Raw genomic sequence first — 21,354 nt, 5'->3', positions numbered from 1 at the left:
ATGCAAAAAATCTTCAAATAGTTTATATGTCACGTTAATTTATTACTGTATTTCCAATTCCTAATTTATTTTTATTACATTAGTTTCCAGAAAATTATTGTTGCACTTCTTGGAATTTTATGTATATCAATTAATTTGCTTTAAATTTGCTTAATTAAATAAAACCTTGTATTTCATTTTATGTTATGCTATCATTAATTCAATTGAATAATGCTTGACAGGGGTGCTGGTTCTGCCGGCTGAGAGCGGGGGTTTCTCCGCAACCCATAACCTGATCTGGGTAATGCCAGCGTAGGGAAAGAATAAACTGTATACTGCCGCCTATGCTGGGCGGTTTTTTAATTGAGACAATTATGTTATATAGCCGTTTTATAGATTAATGCAGATATTTTTGAAAGGAGTTATTTATCAATGCCAAGAGTTAATGTATCACTGCAGGTTATTCCCAATGTGCCGGAAGATAAAATTTATCCCGTTGTAGACAAAGTCATTGAAATGATAGACAAAAGCGGTGTCAAATACGAAGTAGGTCCAATGGAAACCACCATGGAAGGTGAATTGGATATCCTATTGGGAATAGTTAAAAAAGCGCAAACAATATGTGTCTCGGAAGGTGCCAGTCGAGTTATATCTGTAGTCAAAATTGATTACAAAGAGGAAGGCGTGACAATGGATGAAAAAATTTCGAAATACCGGTAATCCCATTTACTCGTCTGTTGCCTTTTTTGTTTTTGTTATTGCATGGGAATTGGCTGTAAAAGCAAAAGATATAAAAGAATACATACTTCCAGCTCCTTCAGCCATAATCAATGAATTTATAAAATCCGGGGACCTATTGCTTTTTCACTCGGTAACCACAATCACCGAAACCGTTATAGGTTTTATACTGGGTGTAATATTGGCAGTTGTGCTTTCTGTCATAATGAGTAATTTTGAATTCATTCGCAATGCCCTTTATCCCTTTATGATTCTTTCCCAGACAGTACCCATAATTGTCTTAGCGCCACTGATTACCATTTGGTTCGGAATAGGAATTGTCTCAAAATTGGTAGTATGCGTTTTGGTAGTTTTCTTTCCGGTAGCACTGAGCCTCACAGAAGGTTTAAATTCGTATGACAGAGGGCTTGAAGAACTGCTCAGATGCATGAACGCAAATAAAATGCAGATATTCTTTAAAGTAAAACTGCCTTCAGCATCAGTTCACTTTTTTTCGGGCCTTAAGCTGGCAGCAGCTTACGCTGTTATGGGTGCTGTAATGTCCGAGTGGACCGGTGCGCAAAACGGATTAGGTATTTTTCTTACCCGTTCAATGAAATCCTTTAAAACTGCTGCAATGTTTGCAGACATTGCGGTAATTTCTCTTTTCAGCATCTTGTTATTTGCATTTATAAGCATAATTGAAAAGAAAACAATTAAATGGAATTTGAAAGGATGAATAAAATGAAAAGAAAAATTCTTATATTGTTTTGTATAACGATTACTTTCACTTTGATTTTTTCAGCTTGTATGACACAAAAGTATATTGAAAATCCAAAGGAAAAATATCCGTCCAATAAAGGTAAATCTAATCTTGAAAAGGTAACTTTTGTGCTGGACTGGACACCGAATACAAATCACACCGGAATTTATGTTGCAAAGGTAAAAGGATTTTTTGAGGAGGAAGGCTTGGATGTATCTATAATTCAACCAGGTGAGTCTTCCGCCGATCAGCTTGTAGCAACAAATACCGCTCAGTTCGGAATAAGTTATCAGGAAGGTGTCACTTTCGCACGTTCCACAGGTATGCCTCTGGTCTCAATTGCTGCAATAATACAGCACAATACTTCCGGCTTTGGCGCATTAAAATCAAAGGGAATAACTTCCCCAAAGGATTTTGAAGGTAAAAAATACGGCAGCTGGGGCTCTGATGTGGAAGTGGCAATGGTTAAGCAAGTTGTAAAAGATGCCGGCGGAAATCCTGATAAAGTTGAAATCCATACAATAGGTACCCTGGACTTTATAACTGCCAGTGAGACAAACCAAATTGATTTCGCCTGGATCTTCGAAGGATGGGACTATATCAATGCAAGCAACAAAGGCATAGAAATCAACTATATTCCACTTAAAGATCTTTCCGATGTTTTTGACTATTATACTCCGGTAATAGTGACAAATGAAGACAATATTGCAAAAAACCCTGAACTTGTCAAGAAATTTATGAGAGCTGTGAAAAAAGGTTATAAATTTGCTATGGAAAATGCCGATGAAGCTGCAGAATGTCTTCTGCAACTGGCACCAGAGCTGGACAGGGATTTGGTTATAAAAAGCCAGAAGTACTTAGTCTCAAAATATCAGGATGATGCACCTTACTGGGGAATGCAGAAAAGAGAAGTATGGGAAAGATATATGAACTGGCTTTATGAAAACGGATTTATAGAATCCCCTATCGATGTTGATAAGGCATTTACCAATGAATTTTTGCAAGGAGAGTAAAATTTATTAATGAATACTGCAATTGAAATAAAACATTTGAGTAAAACCTTTATACACAATAAGGAACAACTTAAAGTGATAAAGGATATAAGTCTGGTTTTATACGAAAATCAGTTTATATCCCTAATTGGTCCCAGTGGCTGCGGTAAAAGCACTTTGCTGAGGATTTTGGCAGGCCTTGAGGACAATTATTCAGGAGAAATTCTGGTCCGGGACCAAAAGTTTGCACCGAATTCGGCCAAATTTTGCTATATGCCCCAAAAAGACCTGCTAATGCCATGGCGCACCGTGTTTAAGAATATAATTCTGCCCCTTGAGATAGACGGAAGACTCAATGACAATAAAGTCCCGGAAATTACAAAACTTATTAAAGAATTCGGTCTGGAAGGTTTTGAAAATTATTATCCTTCGGAAATTTCAGGAGGAATGAAGCAAAGGGCAGCTATTCTCAGAACATTTTTAATGAACAGTGATATCATGCTTTTAGACGAACCCTTCGGTGCATTAGATGCAATAACCAGGATGAACATGCAGGAATGGCTGCTCACAGTACTTAACGAACATAAAAAAAGTGTGATATTTGTCACTCATGACATTGACGAAGCAGTTTTTCTATCGGACAGAGTCTACGTACTGTCCGACAGGCCAGCTTCTGTTGTAACCACAGTGGATATAAATTTTGGAAGGCCAAGAACACGAGAAATGCTTTCAACATATGAATTTCTTGAGTATAGAGAACGCATATTAAAAGCGCTTAGATAATTATCCGTAACTTTTTAAATCCAGTACAATAAAAGAAACTTCATTTCACCTTGTTTCTATATAAATAAAGATGATAATGAAGTTTCTCATTCAATAACAGACTCTACATCTCAACAGCATCAGCAGTACATATTTTGGCATACTTCCACTTTCCGGAACGATATCTGAAATATACAACGGCAGCCCTCGTATATTGATCGAACACTAAAGCCACCCATGCTCCTATAAGCCCCCAGTGAAATACACTTACAAACACATAGGCAACAAACACTCTGAAAATCCATATCCCAAATATGGACGCATATAAAGGATACAAAGTATCTCCCGCTCCCCTCAAAACCCCTGCAACCGAAAGCTGTGTCGACTGTCCCGGTTGTGCCAGTGCCATTATCTTAAGTATAATAGATGCTGCAGCAGCTACAGTAGCATCATCAGTATACAAACAGGCAAGCTGGTAGGAAAACAGAATAAATACTGCCCCCATTATACAGGCAACCAGTACAGCCATATGGTGTATCATATCGGCATATTTTTTTGCTTTTTCCTCATCTTTAGCCCCAAGGCTCTGTCCGACCAAAGTCGTGGCAGCAACTCCAAAAGCCATGCTTGGCGAAAAAGTCAAGCCACAAATATTTAAGCCTATCTGGTGTGCAGCAAACTTAATTGTACCCAAACTAGAAACGGTACGTGCAAATAACATTAATCCGCTCTGCAGAACAAACTGTTCCAATGCAGAAGGCAAGCCAATAGAAAACACTTTTTTCATTATATCGGTGTCAAATCTAAATCGGTCTTTAAGATCAATTGAAATAACCGAAAGATTCGAAAAGTATATTATTCCCAACCCAAAAAAGCACGCAACCCATCTGGATATTGTCGTTGAAAGTGCAGCACCGGCAACCCCCATTTTGGGCATCCCTAATTTTCCGTAAATAAGCATATAATTGCCAAGTACATTTAGAAGGTTACTTCCGATATTGTAGAACATAGGAATTTTAGTTTCTCCGGCACCTCTCAATGCTGCCGTAATTCCCAAATTAATCGCTTGAAATACCAATCCTGCAGAAACAATCTGGAAATATATTGTTGCATCTCTTATAGTATCTGCCTCAGCTCCCATAAACACAACTATCTGATGTGAAAAAACTATACCTATGGTACTCATGATTATACCAAGAATAGCATTCATTACAACAATCTGCCTGGTAATAAATTTGGCCTTCTCCTTATTTCCAGCACCTATATTCCAGGCAACAAGCGTACTTGTGCCGACATTCACAGCCGAAAAAATTGCCAGCAAAAGCATAAAGGGCTGATTTGTAAGTCCAACAGCTGCTATTGCAGCTGAACTGAGCTTTCCAACCATAATCATGTCCACCATGCCAAACAAGGTAGACATTACCAATTCTACAAAAGCAGGCCATGTAATAGATATGGCCTCACGCCTCATAGCATTCAATTCTTTGGACACCAACTATACCTTCTTTCATATGCAATAGCAATTTAATTTATTATACTATTGTTAATTAATTGCTTCAAATAGTTTATTGCAGAAGATAAAGCAAAAACTAGGTAAATAATACCTTACAATTTACAATATTGCATATAAACAGCATCTTAACACAAACATAAATATCCCGCAACATATATCGGCTTTAAAAATTTAATGAATCTTGCTTTTTTCTCCGCTGTCTCAAAAGATTTAATACATTAATGCACATCAAATATACAGTCAGATTTTGGACTCTACGAAGCGTTTATTGATATATTTCCGCAATAGGATATACTAAATTTATGGAGGAGATACTATGGACCTGAGCAAAGTAGGAAATTTGATATACAATCTGCGTAAAGAAAAAGGTATGACACAAAAACAAATGGCTAACATAATGAACATCAGTGATAAAACTATAAGCAAATGGGAACGCGGACTTGGCTGCCCTGACGTATCGCTATTACCGGAATTGTCATCCCTTTTGGGTGTAAATATTGAAAAAATACTTTTGGGTGAATTAAACCCCAATGAGCAATTTGGAGGTAACATGAAAAATCTAAAATTTTATGTATGTCCCGAATGCATTAACATTATTACCAGCACAGGTACTGCTTCTATCTCATGCTGCGGAAGAAAACTTGAAGAATTAGAACCTGTAAAAGTTGACGAAAATCATGCCCTTAGTGTGGAAAACAGTGAATATGAATGGTTTATCACAACCAATCACCCTATGACAAAGGATCACTATATTTCCTTTGTAGCATATGTAACCGGTGATAAATTGCTAATGGCAAAACAGTATCCTGAATGGCCAGTTCAATTATATTTCCAGAAGTTTGGCCATGGTATTCTTTATATCTATTGCACCAAGCACGGCTTATCCTATCAACTTATATAGGAAATGTTTAATTTTATCCATGAATACATTTTATAAAAATACCTTATTTTTATATTTTTAAGACAAACAGCACTATGTGATAAGGTAGGCACTCTGCCTACCTTTTACTTCTGTTTTTATCGAACCAGAATTTGCCTAATCATCGTCCCTTTTAATAAGCAGCCTTTCTATCCAACCCTTTTTATACTTGATTGAAATATAACCAATGATTGAAATTATCAGTGCACCTATTGTATCTACAAATAAATCCTTAATTGTATCGGACAATGCTTCACGGCCAACAAGCAGCGTCCCGTCTTCCAGTGCGAATTTTTGCATGTTAAGTCCCAACAGACCATCAAAAGTAAATTCGTAGAACTCCCACATAACGCCAAGCATAATAGAAAAGCAAAATGCAAACAATGATACAAACACAGGACTTAGATTTACAGGAACCTTTTCGGTATCATTCAACAGCACAACAAAGGAAAATCCCAATGCCCCAAGCATAAAACCGCTAACAGCATGAAGTATTGTGTCCCAATGCCTGAACTGATAGTAAAAGCTCCGTACTTCTCCAAGATATATGGCACAGTATAAAAAGATAACAAAAGTAATGTACATTTGACTTGGAATTTGTATGCTGAGCTTTTTAGAAATAAATCCCGGTAATAGCATCATAATAATACCTAATGTGCATTGCAGAAGCATCAAAACATATTCACTTTCTGGCCGGTCTCCTTTATCTTTTATACCGGTAGATACCATTATTATCCTCACAATGATATATATAACGGACAAAACCAGAGAAATAAAAACAATCCCCGATACAATTTTGGAAGCTTTTGACTCTCTCATAATTCATTTTCACCTTAACCAAACAACTATCTTATATTTTTATAAAGGTATTCATTTAAAATTATCACACTCAAGCAAAAATAAGCAAGTTATATTTCACTATAATATGTATATATTTGTTCACCTAAACACTATGCCAAATTATTAAATTTTTCAAATTTTTACATCGAATTTCAAATATAAAAGGCTATGCATAGCAATTGGCACACCCTTCAAAACTTAAAATTCATCATTTTATAGATATATTTACTTGATTACTCCAACCATTTTTTATAGATATAAAACGCACATCCCGAAAACATAGCCATACCCAAAGTCGCAGTAATAACAGCTATTGTAAACGAACCCTCTAAATTCAGCAAAACAAATCCGGTAACTGCAGCAATAATTGCAGCAGAATAAATTCCGACAAGAAAAGCTAAATATACTTTCAAGCTATTGATTGTGATAAGCTTAACATCCTCCTCATCAGCACCGTCCGAAATCATGGACAAGTACTCTCCTTCTGCCTTTTTTAGCTTTCCCGCCAGCAAAAGCATTGAAATTATCGTCAAAAAAAGTACTGCGGTAACGAGAGAATCAAATTTATTAGTAACATTAATGTCAAATATTGCCTTTCCCAATTTTGAATAGGCCATAACAGACGGAGCACAGAAAAACATGCACGCAAAAAAGATTGGTGCAAGTACGGTTTTGTAAATGACATAGCCCATTCCTATAAATATAAAAGCTATAACATTAACTGTAATAAGAGATGTTTTAAAATCTTCATAAGTAAACACCGAAGTATTGATAAACATTATAAAAGATAAAACATAGGCTAAGGAAGAGAGTACAATTCTTCCTGACAAAGTCCATTCTCTCATCTTGCTGTCACCACCTGTTTTAAAAGCGCACTTGTGAGACTTTCCCTTGCGGGATTCCAGTCAATCCATATACAGCGGTTTCTCAGTTCTTTGGACATAATATTCATAAAGGATTCAATTAAGTTTGCAGCCTGTTTTTCGATATCTTTTTTTATTCTCATCTCATAACCTATAATATTAACCATCATTATACTCGGTAAATTACCATTCCTGACAGTATACTTGGACATATCTTCAACTGCCTTTTTCAAGGCTTCGCTGTTGCTTCCGCAAAACCTGGTTATTACAATAAACAACGGTCTTACACCTACAAAATGCTCACGGTTTGAGTATATAATTTCCGCTAAAGAAGTTACTTTCTTTTTTACAGTTTTTCTATCATCGGTATTATCTCTAATTCTCATCAATTCCCTCAATATTCTATGGTATTGCATTTTTCCCGAACCCGCAGGCACGACAATTTTCTTGCTTCCAAAGGAAATAAGGGATACTATGCAATTTTGAGCTAAATAATAGTCAGCAAAAGCATTTACTGCTTCGATGGAATACTCAATTACATTTCTGGATTTAGTACCGAAATTCATTGTTGGAGAAGTGTCAAGAAAAATATAAACCGATTTTTTACCTTCTCTCTCAAACTCATTCACAACAGGATAAACTTTTCCCCTGAAAAGGTTTCTCGAAGTAACCTTCCAATTAATAGATTTAAAAGGGTCTCCGGGGTAATACAGTCTCACCTCTTTAAATTCGTGAGTTGTCATACCCAGTGTGGATAAAGCTCCCTGCGGCATTGGTACTCTGCTTTTTGCCGCCAAACCTCTTATTTTATGAAGTTCTAAAAGCCTTGGAACTATTTGCACCGATATATTATTATGACATACTCCATTTTCCGAATAATTACATACCGGATGTTTAGTCCTCCACTTGGTTTCCTCTAATGAATAGGTCCCCGAAGCATTGCACCTTACTTTATAGTTTATTTTAAATGTTTTTGGAGAAAAACCTTTCCATACTACATGAAAATTACTGCCTTCGACCAGTTCAAAGCTTCCGTTTATAACATCACAGATAATTACCGGACCAATCCCTGATTCAACCGAAACATCGAGACTTATGCTTAAAAGTTCTCCAACCCTTGCCCTATTTTTAGATATAGTTTTTTTAACCCTAATTTCTTTTGGTACCTCAACAAAATAACCAGCAGCCATAAGGCACAAAGGTATTATGGAAACAGCTATAAGTATATTATTTGCCAATAAAAATGCTGCAAGTATCAATCCCAAAAAGATTGCACCCAATTTAAAAATATAGCCGGGCATTTATATTAATCCTCCTGAATTTTCCCTGGTATAACTTTTAGGAACATCAATTTTACTGATAATACTTTTTATAACAGCAGTAGGAAGTCGGCCTTCCATAATATGTTCCACATGAAGAATTATACGGTGGGCCAATGCCTCTACAGCTATAAACTTGACATCATCCGGAACAACATAATCTCTCCCCGATATTAGAGCACTGGCTCGGGATAGTTTTAAAAGTGCCAAAGCTCCCCTAGGGCTTGCCCCAAGCCGGACATTAGGATTAGTTCTTGTATTCCTCACAATTTCTGTTATATACATCAATATATTGTCGTCTACAAATACCTTTTCCGCTTCTTGCTGAAGCATTATAAGTTCATCCATAGTAATCACGGGATGAATGTCATTGGTCGGGTCATCCTTTTTCCACTCAATACGTCGCTTCAGTACTTCACATTCCTTTTCTAAGCTGTCAAGATAGCCTAATGAAAGTTTCATAATAAACCTGTCCATTTGAGCTTCGGGCAAAGGATAAGTACCCTCCATTTCAATCGGGTTCTGGGTAGCCATTACAATAAAAGGCGGTTTTAGAGGATAAGTTGTACCCTCTATTGAAACCTGTCTTTCCTCCATTGCTTCCAACAGTGCTGATTGTGTTTTGGGCATCGCCCTGTTTATTTCATCAGCCAGTAAAAAGTTTGTAAATATTGGTCCCTTTTCAAGTTCAAAGGTAGAAGAATTGCTCTTCCATATCTTTGTCCCCAATATATCTGAAGGCATTAAATCGGGTGTGAACTGTATTCTTTTCCATTCACATCCCGTAACCTTGGCCAGGACTTTTACAAGCAAAGTCTTGCCTAGCCCCGGGTTGTCTTCAAACAATATATGTCCTCCCGACAAAAATCCGCAAAGAACTTTATTGAGCAGCATTCGATCGCTGGTAACAAATACTTTTTCAACCTCATCAATTATAGTCCTGCAAATTTTTTGCACCTGTATAATATCCATTGTACACATATACCCCTTTTCCGAAAAGTTTCAAATTTGACGTAATTTTTTCAATTACTCTTAATCTGTTCTGCCTGTTTCTCTCCTCAATAGCCTTATATTGTTCGACTGTCAACATGCCCGGAATTTCCGGGTCACAATACTCCACAAGGGGAGCAATTATATTGCTTACGGCACCAAACGGTATCCCCGATTTATATCCCAAGTACGTAAGGTAGGATACCAGTCTGCTCTTTTTACCCAAATTTACGTAATCCTCTATATATCTTGTTATGTTCTCAAGGTCTTTGCTTTTGTCAAAATTCATATCCTGTACATGTTTTGCCAGCTTTTCTTCCGGAAAGTATTTGACGCTTCCCCACATCCTAACCGCAAACAATACAAATATTACCAGCAAGACCATAAATATTAAGATCCAACCTGCCAATCCCGAACTCAAAATATCCCTCCTCAACAACCCAATTATAAATACTGATGCAAATATTCCGATATATTTTTTAAAATGATTGCTCTTAAGCCACATGGCTAATCTTCTGGACTTTTCATTGTAAAAAAGTTCTATAAGAGTTGCCATCTGCAGCAATGCCAGTATAACAAAAGATATCATAACAAGATTTGAAAAATATCTTAATAGTATGTCACCTAATATTCCTCTTATGCTAAATCCCATAAGAATGTAAGAAAATGCCTTTATCAAGCATCCGGAATATATCCCTGTATAAAAAAATTTAGAAGCTTTATAAATTACTATAGAAATTGCCAACAGTACCACCCAGGCTATTGCTGTAAGATAGCCCATATCCTTTGATGAAAAGGCTATAAAAAGTACTGCCGATGTACCGTTTGTCAAATAAAGAATAAAGCTGGCTGCAAGTTCTGTCCATTTACCGACAAAACAGGACTTTACAATAGACTTGACAAAATTCCCGGCAAGTATAGCTGCACCAGGAAATATCAAAAAATAAAAATCGTCTCTTATATCATATAAAAATTTTCCCGGCCAAAAAAATATAACATATGCAAAGATTACAAATGCCGCAAGTATTATTGCATATACACTTAACTTCTTTGAAGAAGCGTTTAAAACTTCTGTACTGTTAGGATGCATTCTATCCTCCCTTATAAAAATAGTTCCTATGTTAATGATTTATATTTCTGAATGCACATATAAAACAACTCATAATCCTCTCTGCTAATATCGTTCAAACTATAAACCGCCTTTTCCATAATATCAAAAACCTGTTCCAAAATCATATATTTCATTGTTGAAAGCTGTGATTTCATTAAAAACAATATTTCTCTAAGAGTCATCTTGTCATTAATATCAATAGTTTTCGAAAACTCTTTTAATAGCATCTTGCCGTTTGTTATTACTTCCTCCCTATAATTCACTATCCTTATATCTCTCTGAGTTATTTTATCTGGCCCTTTTAATACTTTGATACTATAGGTCCCTTTTTTATCAAAATTAATTTTTTTCTCATCCCGATTTTGCCAACTATCCTCAAAACTTATAATCAATTCTTCATTAACTCCCCATACATCGGGATAACCATTCTTTATCTGAGGGAACTTAATATTTATCTGCTGCACCAGTTCCTTATCATTCGCTAAGTTCTGATTATCTCCGGCAACCAGAACTGACATCTTTGAAAAACCGCCATTCAGTGCAAGCAACATATCCCTTGTTTCATCTTTACGTGTCCTGACAATGCGGATAACTATCGGAAAAGATATAATTGATACTATAAGCAATAAAGCCAATGCAATTCTTGCCCAAAGTATGTGCCAAATAAAAGTACTCCCGGAAGTGCTTGAAGGGTAAAAAATGTCTGTACCCGCAAACTCAAGCTGATAGCTTATATTATATCCCTTTACAAAGAAGAAGTTTCTTTCCGGTGTCAATTTCCCAAATTCCTTTAGATCAACCAGCATGGAAAACTTTCCCTCTGTTTGGGATAAAACACTATCTTCAATATTTGTACCCGGAAATTTTATATTTATTTTTAGAGCCGAGACACCTTCATTGGAGTAACTGTCTATTAGACTTCCCTCAATCGTAAAACTTTTGCCCACTACAGTGCCATTATCAATAAGTTCTATTCGAGTATCGGTAGTAATTCTCATCTCAGGGTCGCTGGTAGAAGTCCTATACAAATCATTTTCCAGTAAATCTGCAACAACTTGATACTTCCCCGCAGGAATATTGTGTTTTACATCGCATGTAATCTCAAACTTTCCGTCATGAACTTCAGCCCTGGCGTAGGAAAGAGTATTCTCGGTTTTTGACGATTTTACATAAATAAGCACAGACATATCATCCAGCAATTTGCCGTTCAAATCTGTAACTGTTCCTTTTACAGTAAAGTTGGTACCTCTTTTTGCTTCGGCACTGACCGACGTAATTTGTGTTACCGTCTCAATAGGAGGTGTAAAGGACGGGTCATATCCAAATACATCCATAGGAATCCATCCATACTCTTCAAACTTTATTTCCGGATATATGTATGCCTGGTCCCTATAAACAACCTGATACGGCTTTCCCTGATTTATTCTATACCCAATTACCAATCGGCAAGGTATACCTGCCGCCCTTAATAGATAGGTATAAGCAGACATAAAATCCAAGGTATTCCCAATTCCGCCTTTATTCATCAGGAAAGATATTATACCGTCGTTTTGGCCGTAATTGTTTATAACTTTGTTATCCAGGTAATAATTGCTAAGAAGGTAATTTTCTACGCCTTTTATAATATCGAAATCACTGTTACAGCCCTCAATAATATCATCAACAATTTTCTCAACAAATTCCGGTACAGAAATAGAATAAGAATATAAGTCATCGGTATTTGCGTACATAAGCTGATGGTAATCAACAGAATTCACATAATCCATAATGTAAAAATCGTCTATAACATTTTCCGAATAATATGTTTCCGATAACTTATACCAGTTTACATTGGTACGATATTTAAAACTAAATTTACCTGATAAAACCGGCAGATATCCGCTTGAAGGAAAAATAGGTTTAATTTTAACCGAATTGGCACTATATTTTTCATCCAAATTTGCATCAAAATTTATTACCACTTCCGGTTCTTCTTTTACTGCAATCCATCGATTTTTATAATAGTTCTCCAATACCACTACTTTCAGAAAAGGATAATTGGGATATCCAAGCACTTCAAATACAGGCGTATGAGGCTGCTTTTCGTTACTTAAAACAATTGTTTGAATACTTTCTCCACTGCCAAACGGAATATCCGGCAATATATTCTCTCCGGAAATATCGACATTGGGTAAATTTTCAGGTATAGTGAATTCTCCTTTTCCGTACCCTCCACTATCCTGTCCTTCCCCATAGGAAAATTCCCCGTCGAAAATTTCGGAATCCTTTCGTTCAGCACGTCTCCTCTCTACCCTGTTCTTCCAATCATCGTTTCTTTCAGAATTTTTATCTTTTAAGCCTGGACTTGCCTTAGACTGCTTGTTACTTCCCCCCGCAGAACCGCTCTTACTGATGTCACCTCCACCTGCTCCGGCGTCATTAAAATTTAACATATTAATAGCAGCCATAAGCAAAAAAGCTGACAACAACACCACTGAAAGAAACATGGTCAATTTTATTAAGTTATTTTTTAAATTTGAATTATTCTTATTCATAATAGATATATATTATATATGATTTTTTGGATTTTGTACATGCTTACATTATCCATATTTTGTTAAATTAAATTTACTTTAGCCTATTAACAATCTTTACTATCCAATTACTCAAAATTTTCTATAAATCTGCTTTATTTATAGGCAGCATAATAAAGAATGTTGTGCCTTCATTCTCCTTAGATTCAAACCAAATATCTCCTCCAAATTTCCCCTTTATGGTGGAGTAGGACAGCATAAGACTTAACCCTGTTCCACTTTTCCCCTTAGTAGTCAGCATATACTTAAATAAACGAGGTTTAATTTTTTCAGGTATTCCACATCCATAATCTTTCACTATGAATATTACATTATCATCATTTCTACGTATATGAAGCTCAACTCTGCAATGGTTGGATTCTTTACCCTCATACGATTGAATAGCATTCTTTATTAGATTATCCAGTATCTGTACTATATTGGATATATCACCTTGTATAACAATATTTGTATCGACATCTACAAATATGCTTAAATCTGACTTCTCAATAAGAAGGTCATAATTATTGAAAAACTTAATTCTATTCACAAGCTCTTCTATCGTAAAATCTTTGTTACACTGTGAATTTAACTGAACTGCCTGGGATTTAACGGTTGATATAACATTAGACATGTACGAATTATATTCTTTTAACCTATTAACCCATTCTGACATTTCAGAACTGATTTCATAATGGTCTTCATCAGTCACCGAACTGTCTCCAATTGACTCCCTGTATTCATAAATTAAGTCTTCCAAAGCAGCAGCTACACCTGAAATGGACATAATCGGTGTCATAAGATTATGAGATATGCCTCCTATCATCTGCCCCAGTGAAGCTAATCTTTCACTTTCCCTAAGGCTTTCTCCCATAGTTTCCCTTTCCAGCAGCATGAGTGCCCCTTTTAAGGTATTGCTAATCTGTCCTCTCAACATTTCAAAGGTAATTACATCATTATTGTTTACTTCAAAACATACATAACCGAAATGCTCATTTTTGAAAAACAAAGGCATGACAATATACGTAAATCTGCTATCCTCAGGCATAAAGCGCTCAGGAAGAATCTGAGCAGTATTTATTACCCTGTCACTCTGCTCTATAATCATTCTCTGCCCTTTATAATAAGCATAAACCATTTCCGATCTTTGCGGTACTTTAAAATTTTCATCAAATGCCATTTCTTCATTATAGAAAATCGGGCCTTCAAGATATTTAAAAATAAAACAGCTCTCAATAAAGCTCTTTTTTAAAGCAGAACACAATTTATCAAACAGTTCATCAATCTGGTATGTTTGCAAATTTTCATGGACTCTGTAATCCAATACCATTTTCACTGAATTAATATTTTTTAATTCCTCATCTTCCTTTTTGTAATCGCATCCGCAGGATGCTCTCTTTACAAGAACCGAAGGCAATATAACGGTCTGTTCCTTAATTTCATCGCCTAATAACACTTCCACCGATTTATAACATACTTCCTTCAAAGGCAGTCTTACTGTAGTCAGAGGAGGATTTACTTTGCTCGCGTTTAGAGAGTCGTCAAATCCGCAGAGGATTATCTTTTTATCCAACGAATAATTCCCGGAATTTTTCATATGATCTATAAATTTCATTGCACCTAAAGCCATATCATCATTGGAAAAAACAATTGCATCATACTCCATATTTGAGTTTGCAACCTCTTCCATTATCCGGTATCCTGTATTTGAAACAAAATCCCCTTGGATTACCAAATTCTCATCAAATTCTAAGTTTTTCTCCCTTAAAACCTCTTTATATGCTTCAAGGCGTTCTGTTGCTTCCTGGTTTCCTTCCGGTCCTGTCACAAACAGTATTTTTTCATAACCGTGATCATCAATTAAATGCCTGATAAGCTCTTTCATTCCCGCTTTTGTATCACAAATTACATTTAATGCGCCGGGTATTACAACTCCCATAGAAACTAAGGGAATACCTTCGTATTTTTTCATAAATTGCAGAAACTCTTCATACTTTATATAGGTAGATATGGAAGCACTGGTTATTATTAATCCGTCAAACCTGCCTTTCTCAATAAAACTGTAGATTATATGGTGTTGCTTTTCGGCAAAATCATCGTGTTTTAAGGATCTTCCTTCAAAGACCATCAAATTGCAATCCATTTCTTCAGCTGCTTGTTTCAGCATCAACCAAATATAAGTTTGAAAGCTCCCATCTATATCATTGATAAGAAGTCCTATAGTCTTTCGTCTTTTCATCAAATCACCTCAATAAAGTGCTGAATGTTTTGGAAAGGCAGCTAAATTTGAAAATTAGGATTACTGATAGCAACAATGAATTGTCAATGACGCCTTAGAATATATATTCAACTTTCAGGAATAGAATCCTGCAGTCATATACATTAAAACAGCATAATAAAATTCCCGGAAAATAAAAAATAAATACAGAAATGAAATCATTGGAGATATAAAACTATACACTTCTTCCTCTCTGGCGAGTAAAACCGAAAATGCATCCAAAAATGCCCCCGGCTATGTGGGTAAGCTGCGAAACATTGTCCTGCTTTAATAAAGCATCAGCCACTTCATTTCCAAGGTAAACGATAATAACCAGAACAAGTGTTATAGGAATTTTTCCTTTTCTAATGTTGGCAAAGGAACCTAATAAAATAAACATAAATACAATACCGCTTGCCCCAAGCAATGCTGAAGAAAACAGCAGAATATTCAATAATCCTGTCATAACTGCAGTAATCGCCATCATTACAAGCAAATTTTTTGAACCATACTTTTCTTCAAGCATTGGTCCGATTATCAGTATAATGAGAAAATTATTCAAATAATGGTTCCAATCAGCATGCCCCAGCACATGTCCAAACAATCTGAAATAGAAAAAAACATCGCTAAGGCTGCTTCTATAAACCGAAAACAGAAGACGGGTTGAATAGAAATTCGTAAATTCGCCAAGCAGCAAAACAATAAAAGATAATATAGTATAAGTCAGTATAACCGGCGAGTTATAGTGAAAACGCTTAATCATGGCAATATCCTCACTTTCAATATGTTAAAAACGCTTTTATGGATTCATACTCAACACTGATAATTCCTGCATTGAATACAAGCTGGTATATTCAGAAAACTTTGCTTCAATGTTGGTTTACAAAGCCTCATTCTTTTCTTAATCTCTAAATCTCATAAGCTGGTCTTTGTAAAAAGTCCACTCTGGAGTATTGAGCACATCTCCAAAATTTAAACTGTACCACGGGCTTATTTCAGTATTATTGAAATTTTTCAGCACATGAATATCCTGAGCAGGCATGTAACTCTGTGCTATCATAAATATTTTTTCCCCGGTGGCCTTATTTTCCGCCATATCCATAACAATAACACAATGGCCGGGAAGCTCACCTTTCATAAAGACATCCCCTATTTGCATATCTTCAATATTCACCCTGTCCAGTTCTTGAGATAGAGACAAGGTCCCTGCATAGGCAAAAACCATATCCATATACTGTCTGAAAACCGAATACTCCTTCGAGTAACCGGCTCGCTTTACCCAGTAAGCATTATTGCCTTCAACTGCGATTCTGTATCCTTCTCTCCATTTTGAATACTCAGCCTTAAACCCATTTGTAAAATTGAAATGTATCTTATCATAAAGCCCCTTATGATACAAATACTCCGCTCTAAATCGCATTACGGCATCGGCACATTGCTGTAAGTCTCTATCCCCCACATCCATATCTATTACAGCGTCATATACATCTCTGCCTTTTTTTCTCCCATCAAAGTAATAAACTTCAGAACCGTGGCGTTTTAACGGCATATTCCGTAAGTATTCAGCAAAGGAGCCTTCCGCAACGGGAATTCTCTCAAAGCCGTCCGGAACATCAAATCTTTCCTGTATTGTTTTGCCTTCAGGTTTTATAATACTTTTCACAATTTGCTGTTTAGGAGTTTCCTCCGGTAATACCTCCAGGTCATTTTCAATTTCACCGGTGTTGACATAATTATTTTCTTCTGAATTGAGTGATACTTTCGGTATCCTCAACTCAACATAGATTGGTCGGTGATCCGATCCCAAATTCGGTCCCGTCTCACGTTTCAATACCTCTATATCTTTTGATACAAGGCAATGATCTATGGGAACCGACAGCAAGGGCATTGACACAGGCCATGAAAATCCTATGCCGTAACCCCTTCTGGAATCATATAAATCCATACCCTTTAATAAATTCTGAAATCCATAGGACCATGAGGTGGTATTCAAATCTCCTAGCAAAATCATGCTCGATTTAAAACTATTCCTGTTTTGAACAATTGCTGAAAGCTGATTGTTTCTAAGTTCAAAACCAATTCTGCTGGCAGGAGGAAGCGGATGTGTTGTTATGACAGACACTTCTCTGTCTCCCGCATAGAACTCTGCTACAGCACTGGGCAGTTTCGCGTCGCCAAAGTACTCAATTCTTGGATTTTTCAATTCAATTCTGCTAAAAAGGGCTATTCCAAAATTATCTTCCCTAATTTCCTCAACACTGTATTTATATTTCCGGGACAAATTCAAATTGTCAATCCAGCTTTGATTAACCTCGTTTAATGAAATAATGTCAGGATCCTTTTCCTCTATATATTTTATTACACTTTGATAATCCCGGTTACCGGTCAGTACATTAAAATGGAGAATTTTTATTCCCTGCCAATTACCGATGTTTTTATCAAAACCGCTATGAGGTATGTACAGTGGGATAATGGTAATTAAATTTATCAAACAAAAAATTATTGAAAAAAATAATAGCTTTCGCCTTTTGAACAGGAGACACAAAACAGACATAATTAAAAAGAAAACAAAGTATTGAAAACGAAAATGGGAAAACAAATCAAAGATCCATTCATATTTGCTGAAAAAACCTCCGACAGTAAATATCCCCCCGAATAGCACCAATACACTTAAAATACCTGAAATGAATATTTTTTTTATAGGTTTATTTTTTCTTTTTGAAACAAAGGATTGTTCTTTCTCCATAATATTTCCGTACCTCTTTAACATATTCCATACTCATAATCACTAAAGTAATAATAAAAATGTCAATCGGTATACAAAAAGTTTTATTTTAATTATTTTTTAGTATATTATGTACTATTTAGTTACAATTATCAATAGGTTGCAATAATTAATCCACTTTATAAATTTACAATTTATATAAAATCAAAATCTTACAACCTATACCAAAAAATTAAAAGGAGACAGTCGCTTTACAAGCCTACTATCTCCCTTTATGACATTATAAATTATTTTTACTTAACAACTATATTGACAATCTTATTAGGAACATAAATTTCTTTCACAATAGTTTTACCCTCCAGGAAAGGCACAATGTCCGGAACTTGTTTTGCTGCAGCCAGTGCTTCTTCCTGAGGACAGTTAAGCGGAATTGTAACAACCCCACGAACTTTTCCGTTTATTTGAACCGCAATTTCCACTGCCTTATCAATAGTCTTTGCTTCATCGTACTTCGGCCAGGAGGATTGAGCTAAAAATCCTTCGCCTCCGAGTTTCTCCCAAATCTCTTCACACACATGGGGCGCAACGGGATAAAGCAGTTTGATAAATATTACAAGTTCATCCTTTGTCAGTGAACCGTGGTCATAAATCTCGTTAATAAGAGCCATCAAAGCTGCAATTGCAGTATTGTACTTCATTTCCTCATAATCATTGGAAACTTTTTTGATGGTCTTGTGGAAAGATGTCTCCAATTCCGGGGTAGTTCCTTCTCCTTTGACAATATCACATAAGCTGCATACACGTTCGAGGAATCTCTTACAACCCCTTACAGCGCTGTCATTCCATGGTGCAGCTGAAGCATAGTCACCCATAAACAGTACATAGGTACGTAAAACATCAGCTCCATAAACCTCAACCACATCCAACGGGTCAACAACGTTACCCTTTGATTTACTCATTTTTTCACCGTCGGGACCCAAAATCAAACCTTGTGCAGTACGCTTTGCATAAGGCTCCGGTGTATTTACCACTCCTATGTCATACAAGAAGCGGTGCCAGAAACGGGAGTATATCATATGACGGGTAACATGTTCCATACCGCCGTTATACCAATCTACCGGCATCCAATATTTTATCTTTTCCTTGTCAGCCAAAGCTTCATTATTATTAGGGTCTATATAACGCAGGAAATACCATGAAGAACCTGCCCATTGTGGCATTGTATCCGTTTCACGTTTTGCAGCGCCCTTGCATTTCGGGCAAGTACAGTTTACAAAGGAATCTATCTTAGCTAGAGGTGATTCGCCATCCACACCCGGTTCAAAATTCTCTATATCAGGCAATCTCAATGGCAATTCCTCATATGGAACCGGAATAACCCCACATTTTGGACAGTGAATAATCGGAATGGGTTCACCCCAATATCTCTGACGGTTAAACGCCCAATCCTTCATTTTATACTGCACACCGGCTTCGCCAATGCCACGCTTCTCCAATTCTTCAATAGCCCTGGCTATGGCTTCTTTCTTGTTGGTATATCCGTTGAGGAAGTCAGAGTTAACCATCTCACCGTCACCGGTATAGGCAGCTTCAGCAATATTTCCGCCTTTGATAACCTCAATAATTTCTATTCCGAACTTCTTTGCAAACTCATAATCTCGTTCATCATGAGCAGGAACAGCCATTATTGCACCGGTACCGTAACCCATCATTACATAGTCTGCAATGTAGATAGGAATACGCTTTCCGTTCAACGGATTGATTGCCTCAATACCATTAAGACGTACTCCTGTCTTTTCCTTTACAAGCTGTGTGCGCTCAAATTCTGTCTTTTTTGCACATACGTTACGGTATTCTTCAACCTCATTCATGTTGGAGATATCTTTGGCATACTTATCAATAAGCGGATGTTCCGGAGCCATTACCATGAAAGTTACGCCAAACAAAGTATCGGGACGGGTTGTATACACACGAAGCTTTTCTTCTTTATCGGCTATCAGAAAATCAACGAAAGCACCGGTAGATTTACCTATCCAGTTTACCTGCTGCTGCTTTATGTTCGGCAGATAGTCAACTTCTTCAAGGCCTTGCAAAAGCTTTTCAGCATATTCGGTAATACGCAGATACCAAACATCCTTTGCCTTCTGTATAACATCGCTCTTACAAATATCGCACTTACCGCCCTGACTGTCCTCATTGGACAATACAACTTTACAAGACGGACAATAGTTAACCAATGCCTTGCTTCTGAAAACCAGGCCCTTTTCGAACATTTTGAGGAAAATCCATTGGGTCCATTTGTAATAATCCTCCTGTGTCGTATCAATCACGCGGGACCAGTCGAAGGAAAAACCTACTTTCTTTAACTGCTCGGTGAATTTCACAATATTATCGTCGGTTATTTTCCTGGGATGAGTTTTGGTTTTGATAGCATAGTTTTCAGTGGGCAATCCGAATGCGTCAAACCCAATAGGGAAAAGAACATTGTAACCTTCCATGCGACGTTTCCTGGAAATTACCTCAAGACCGGAATACGCTTTAATGTGCCCTACATGCATTCCGGCTCCGCTAGGATAAGGAAATTCCACCAAAGCATAAAACTTTGGCTTATCGCTGTTATCCTCAGCACGGAAGACACCTGCTTCTTCCCATTTTTTCTGCCATTTGGCTTCTATAACTTTAAAATCATGTTTCATTTATTATACCTCCAACGCAACTCTATATTAAAAACTTTTTGATTCGGATATGTACTTTTCTATATAATAAACTTATTAGTGAGCTATAAAATTACTTATAAATATTCGATGTTCATCCTATTATCATAATTCAAAAATTATAACTTAACAGCGCGATTTTGTCAATCTTTAACACATATCAAAATCAGGTTCATCATTAAATTCCTCAACAATCTCAATAGCATTATAAATGTATAACAAAATTCTTGCCCATATAAACAAATCTTAAAATAAATACATGTTAGTTTATTTATCATATCGTATTATGTGCTTTTTTGTATAATTTTGTTGTTTTTTGTTGTATAGAAAATAAAACT

At 36.4% G+C, this 21,354-nt stretch carries 16 protein-coding genes, 1 pseudogene and 1 riboswitch; of the genes and pseudogenes, 5 read left to right on the top strand and 12 right to left on the bottom strand.

Going from position 1 to position 21,354, the window contains the following annotated elements; translation table 11 throughout:
* Window positions 1-209: 209 nt before the first annotated feature.
* Window positions 210-315: riboswitch (TPP riboswitch) on the top strand.
* A gap of 96 nt (window positions 316-411) precedes the next feature.
* From CLOCL_RS05070 to CLOCL_RS05055, 4 genes are read left to right on the top strand one after another with little or no spacing between them, the layout of a single operon-like run.
* Window positions 412-699 carry a thiamine-binding protein gene (locus CLOCL_RS05070; RefSeq protein WP_014254338.1) on the top strand — a complete coding sequence of 96 codons (288 nt, stop codon included), beginning with the start codon at window positions 412-414 and terminating at the stop codon, window positions 697-699.
* The gene (locus CLOCL_RS05065; protein WP_014254337.1) at window positions 674-1,435 is read left to right on the top strand and encodes an ABC transporter permease; all 762 of its coding nucleotides are present in this window, start codon (window positions 674-676) and stop codon (window positions 1,433-1,435) included. The genes CLOCL_RS05070 and CLOCL_RS05065 overlap by 26 nt, the downstream gene beginning before the upstream one ends.
* A 5-nt stretch (window positions 1,436-1,440) precedes the next feature.
* Window positions 1,441-2,472 carry an ABC transporter substrate-binding protein gene (locus CLOCL_RS05060; RefSeq protein ID WP_014254336.1) on the top strand — a complete coding sequence of 344 codons (1,032 nt, stop codon included), beginning with the start codon at window positions 1,441-1,443 and terminating at the stop codon, window positions 2,470-2,472.
* 9 nt (window positions 2,473-2,481) lie between these two features.
* On the top strand, window positions 2,482-3,234 hold the full coding sequence (locus tag CLOCL_RS05055; RefSeq protein ID WP_014254335.1) for an ABC transporter ATP-binding protein: 753 nt from the start codon (window positions 2,482-2,484) through the stop codon (window positions 3,232-3,234).
* 103 nt (window positions 3,235-3,337) lie between these two features.
* Here CLOCL_RS05055 and CLOCL_RS05050 read toward each other — a convergent pair whose 3' ends face one another.
* Window positions 3,338-4,705 (bottom strand): MATE family efflux transporter, encoded by a 1,368-nt coding sequence (locus CLOCL_RS05050; RefSeq protein ID WP_014254334.1) that lies wholly within the window; start codon window positions 4,703-4,705, stop codon window positions 3,338-3,340.
* 337 nt (window positions 4,706-5,042) lie between these two features.
* Here CLOCL_RS05050 and CLOCL_RS05045 point away from each other — a divergent pair, with 337 nt between their 5' ends.
* Window positions 5,043-5,627 (top strand): helix-turn-helix domain-containing protein, encoded by a 585-nt coding sequence (locus tag CLOCL_RS05045; protein ID WP_014254333.1) that lies wholly within the window; start codon window positions 5,043-5,045, stop codon window positions 5,625-5,627.
* Window positions 5,628-5,762: 135 nt separating this feature from the next.
* On the opposite strand, the gene CLOCL_RS05040 is transcribed toward CLOCL_RS05045, so the two are convergent.
* From CLOCL_RS05040 to leuS, 11 genes and pseudogenes are all read right to left on the bottom strand, one after another.
* On the bottom strand, window positions 5,763-6,464 hold the full coding sequence (locus CLOCL_RS05040; RefSeq protein ID WP_014254332.1) for a DUF2238 domain-containing protein: 702 nt from the start codon (window positions 6,462-6,464) through the stop codon (window positions 5,763-5,765).
* Window positions 6,465-6,718: 254 nt separating this feature from the next.
* The gene (locus CLOCL_RS05035; protein ID WP_014254331.1) at window positions 6,719-7,330 is read right to left on the bottom strand and encodes a hypothetical protein; all 612 of its coding nucleotides are present in this window, start codon (window positions 7,328-7,330) and stop codon (window positions 6,719-6,721) included.
* Window positions 7,327-8,649, bottom strand: a complete 1,323-nt coding sequence (locus CLOCL_RS05030) for a DUF58 domain-containing protein (RefSeq protein ID WP_014254330.1) — start codon at window positions 8,647-8,649, stop codon at window positions 7,327-7,329. The genes CLOCL_RS05035 and CLOCL_RS05030 overlap by 4 nt, the downstream gene beginning before the upstream one ends.
* Window positions 8,650-9,639 carry an AAA family ATPase gene (locus CLOCL_RS05025; protein WP_041714947.1) on the bottom strand — a complete coding sequence of 330 codons (990 nt, stop codon included), beginning with the start codon at window positions 9,637-9,639 and terminating at the stop codon, window positions 8,650-8,652. It lies immediately after the preceding gene.
* Entirely contained in the window at window positions 9,596-10,747 is a 1,152-nt protein-coding gene (locus CLOCL_RS05020; protein ID WP_014254328.1) for a hypothetical protein, read from the bottom strand. The genes CLOCL_RS05025 and CLOCL_RS05020 overlap by 44 nt, the downstream gene beginning before the upstream one ends.
* A gap of 26 nt (window positions 10,748-10,773) precedes the next feature.
* On the bottom strand, window positions 10,774-13,200 hold the full coding sequence (locus CLOCL_RS05015; RefSeq protein WP_245532844.1) for a transglutaminase-like domain-containing protein: 2,427 nt from the start codon (window positions 13,198-13,200) through the stop codon (window positions 10,774-10,776).
* Window positions 13,201-13,423: 223 nt separating this feature from the next.
* The gene (locus tag CLOCL_RS05010) at window positions 13,424-15,559 is read right to left on the bottom strand and encodes an ATP-binding protein (RefSeq protein ID WP_014254326.1); all 2,136 of its coding nucleotides are present in this window, start codon (window positions 15,557-15,559) and stop codon (window positions 13,424-13,426) included.
* A gap of 214 nt (window positions 15,560-15,773) precedes the next feature.
* Complete coding sequence (locus CLOCL_RS05005; RefSeq protein ID WP_014254325.1) at window positions 15,774-16,340, bottom strand: rhomboid family intramembrane serine protease; 567 nt, start codon at window positions 16,338-16,340, stop codon at window positions 15,774-15,776.
* A 138-nt stretch (window positions 16,341-16,478) separates the two neighbouring features.
* Complete coding sequence (locus CLOCL_RS23935) at window positions 16,479-17,345, bottom strand: DUF4846 domain-containing protein (RefSeq protein ID WP_476691460.1); 867 nt, start codon at window positions 17,343-17,345, stop codon at window positions 16,479-16,481.
* Window positions 17,346-17,381: 36 nt separating this feature from the next.
* Window positions 17,382-18,131: pseudogene (locus tag CLOCL_RS23930) on the bottom strand (endonuclease/exonuclease/phosphatase family protein); the annotation flags it as partial.
* Window positions 18,132-18,595: 464 nt separating this feature from the next.
* Complete coding sequence (gene leuS, locus CLOCL_RS04995; protein ID WP_014254323.1) at window positions 18,596-20,998, bottom strand: leucine--tRNA ligase; 2,403 nt, start codon at window positions 20,996-20,998, stop codon at window positions 18,596-18,598.
* Window positions 20,999-21,354 lie beyond the last annotated feature (356 nt).

The sequence above is a fragment of the Acetivibrio clariflavus DSM 19732 genome (genome assembly GCF_000237085.1).
In the GTDB taxonomy this organism is placed as follows: Bacteria; Bacillota; Clostridia; order Acetivibrionales; family Acetivibrionaceae; genus Acetivibrio; species Acetivibrio clariflavus.
The sequence above is the reverse complement of the archived record's forward strand: the minus strand, read 5'-3'. Positions and strand labels throughout refer to the sequence as shown.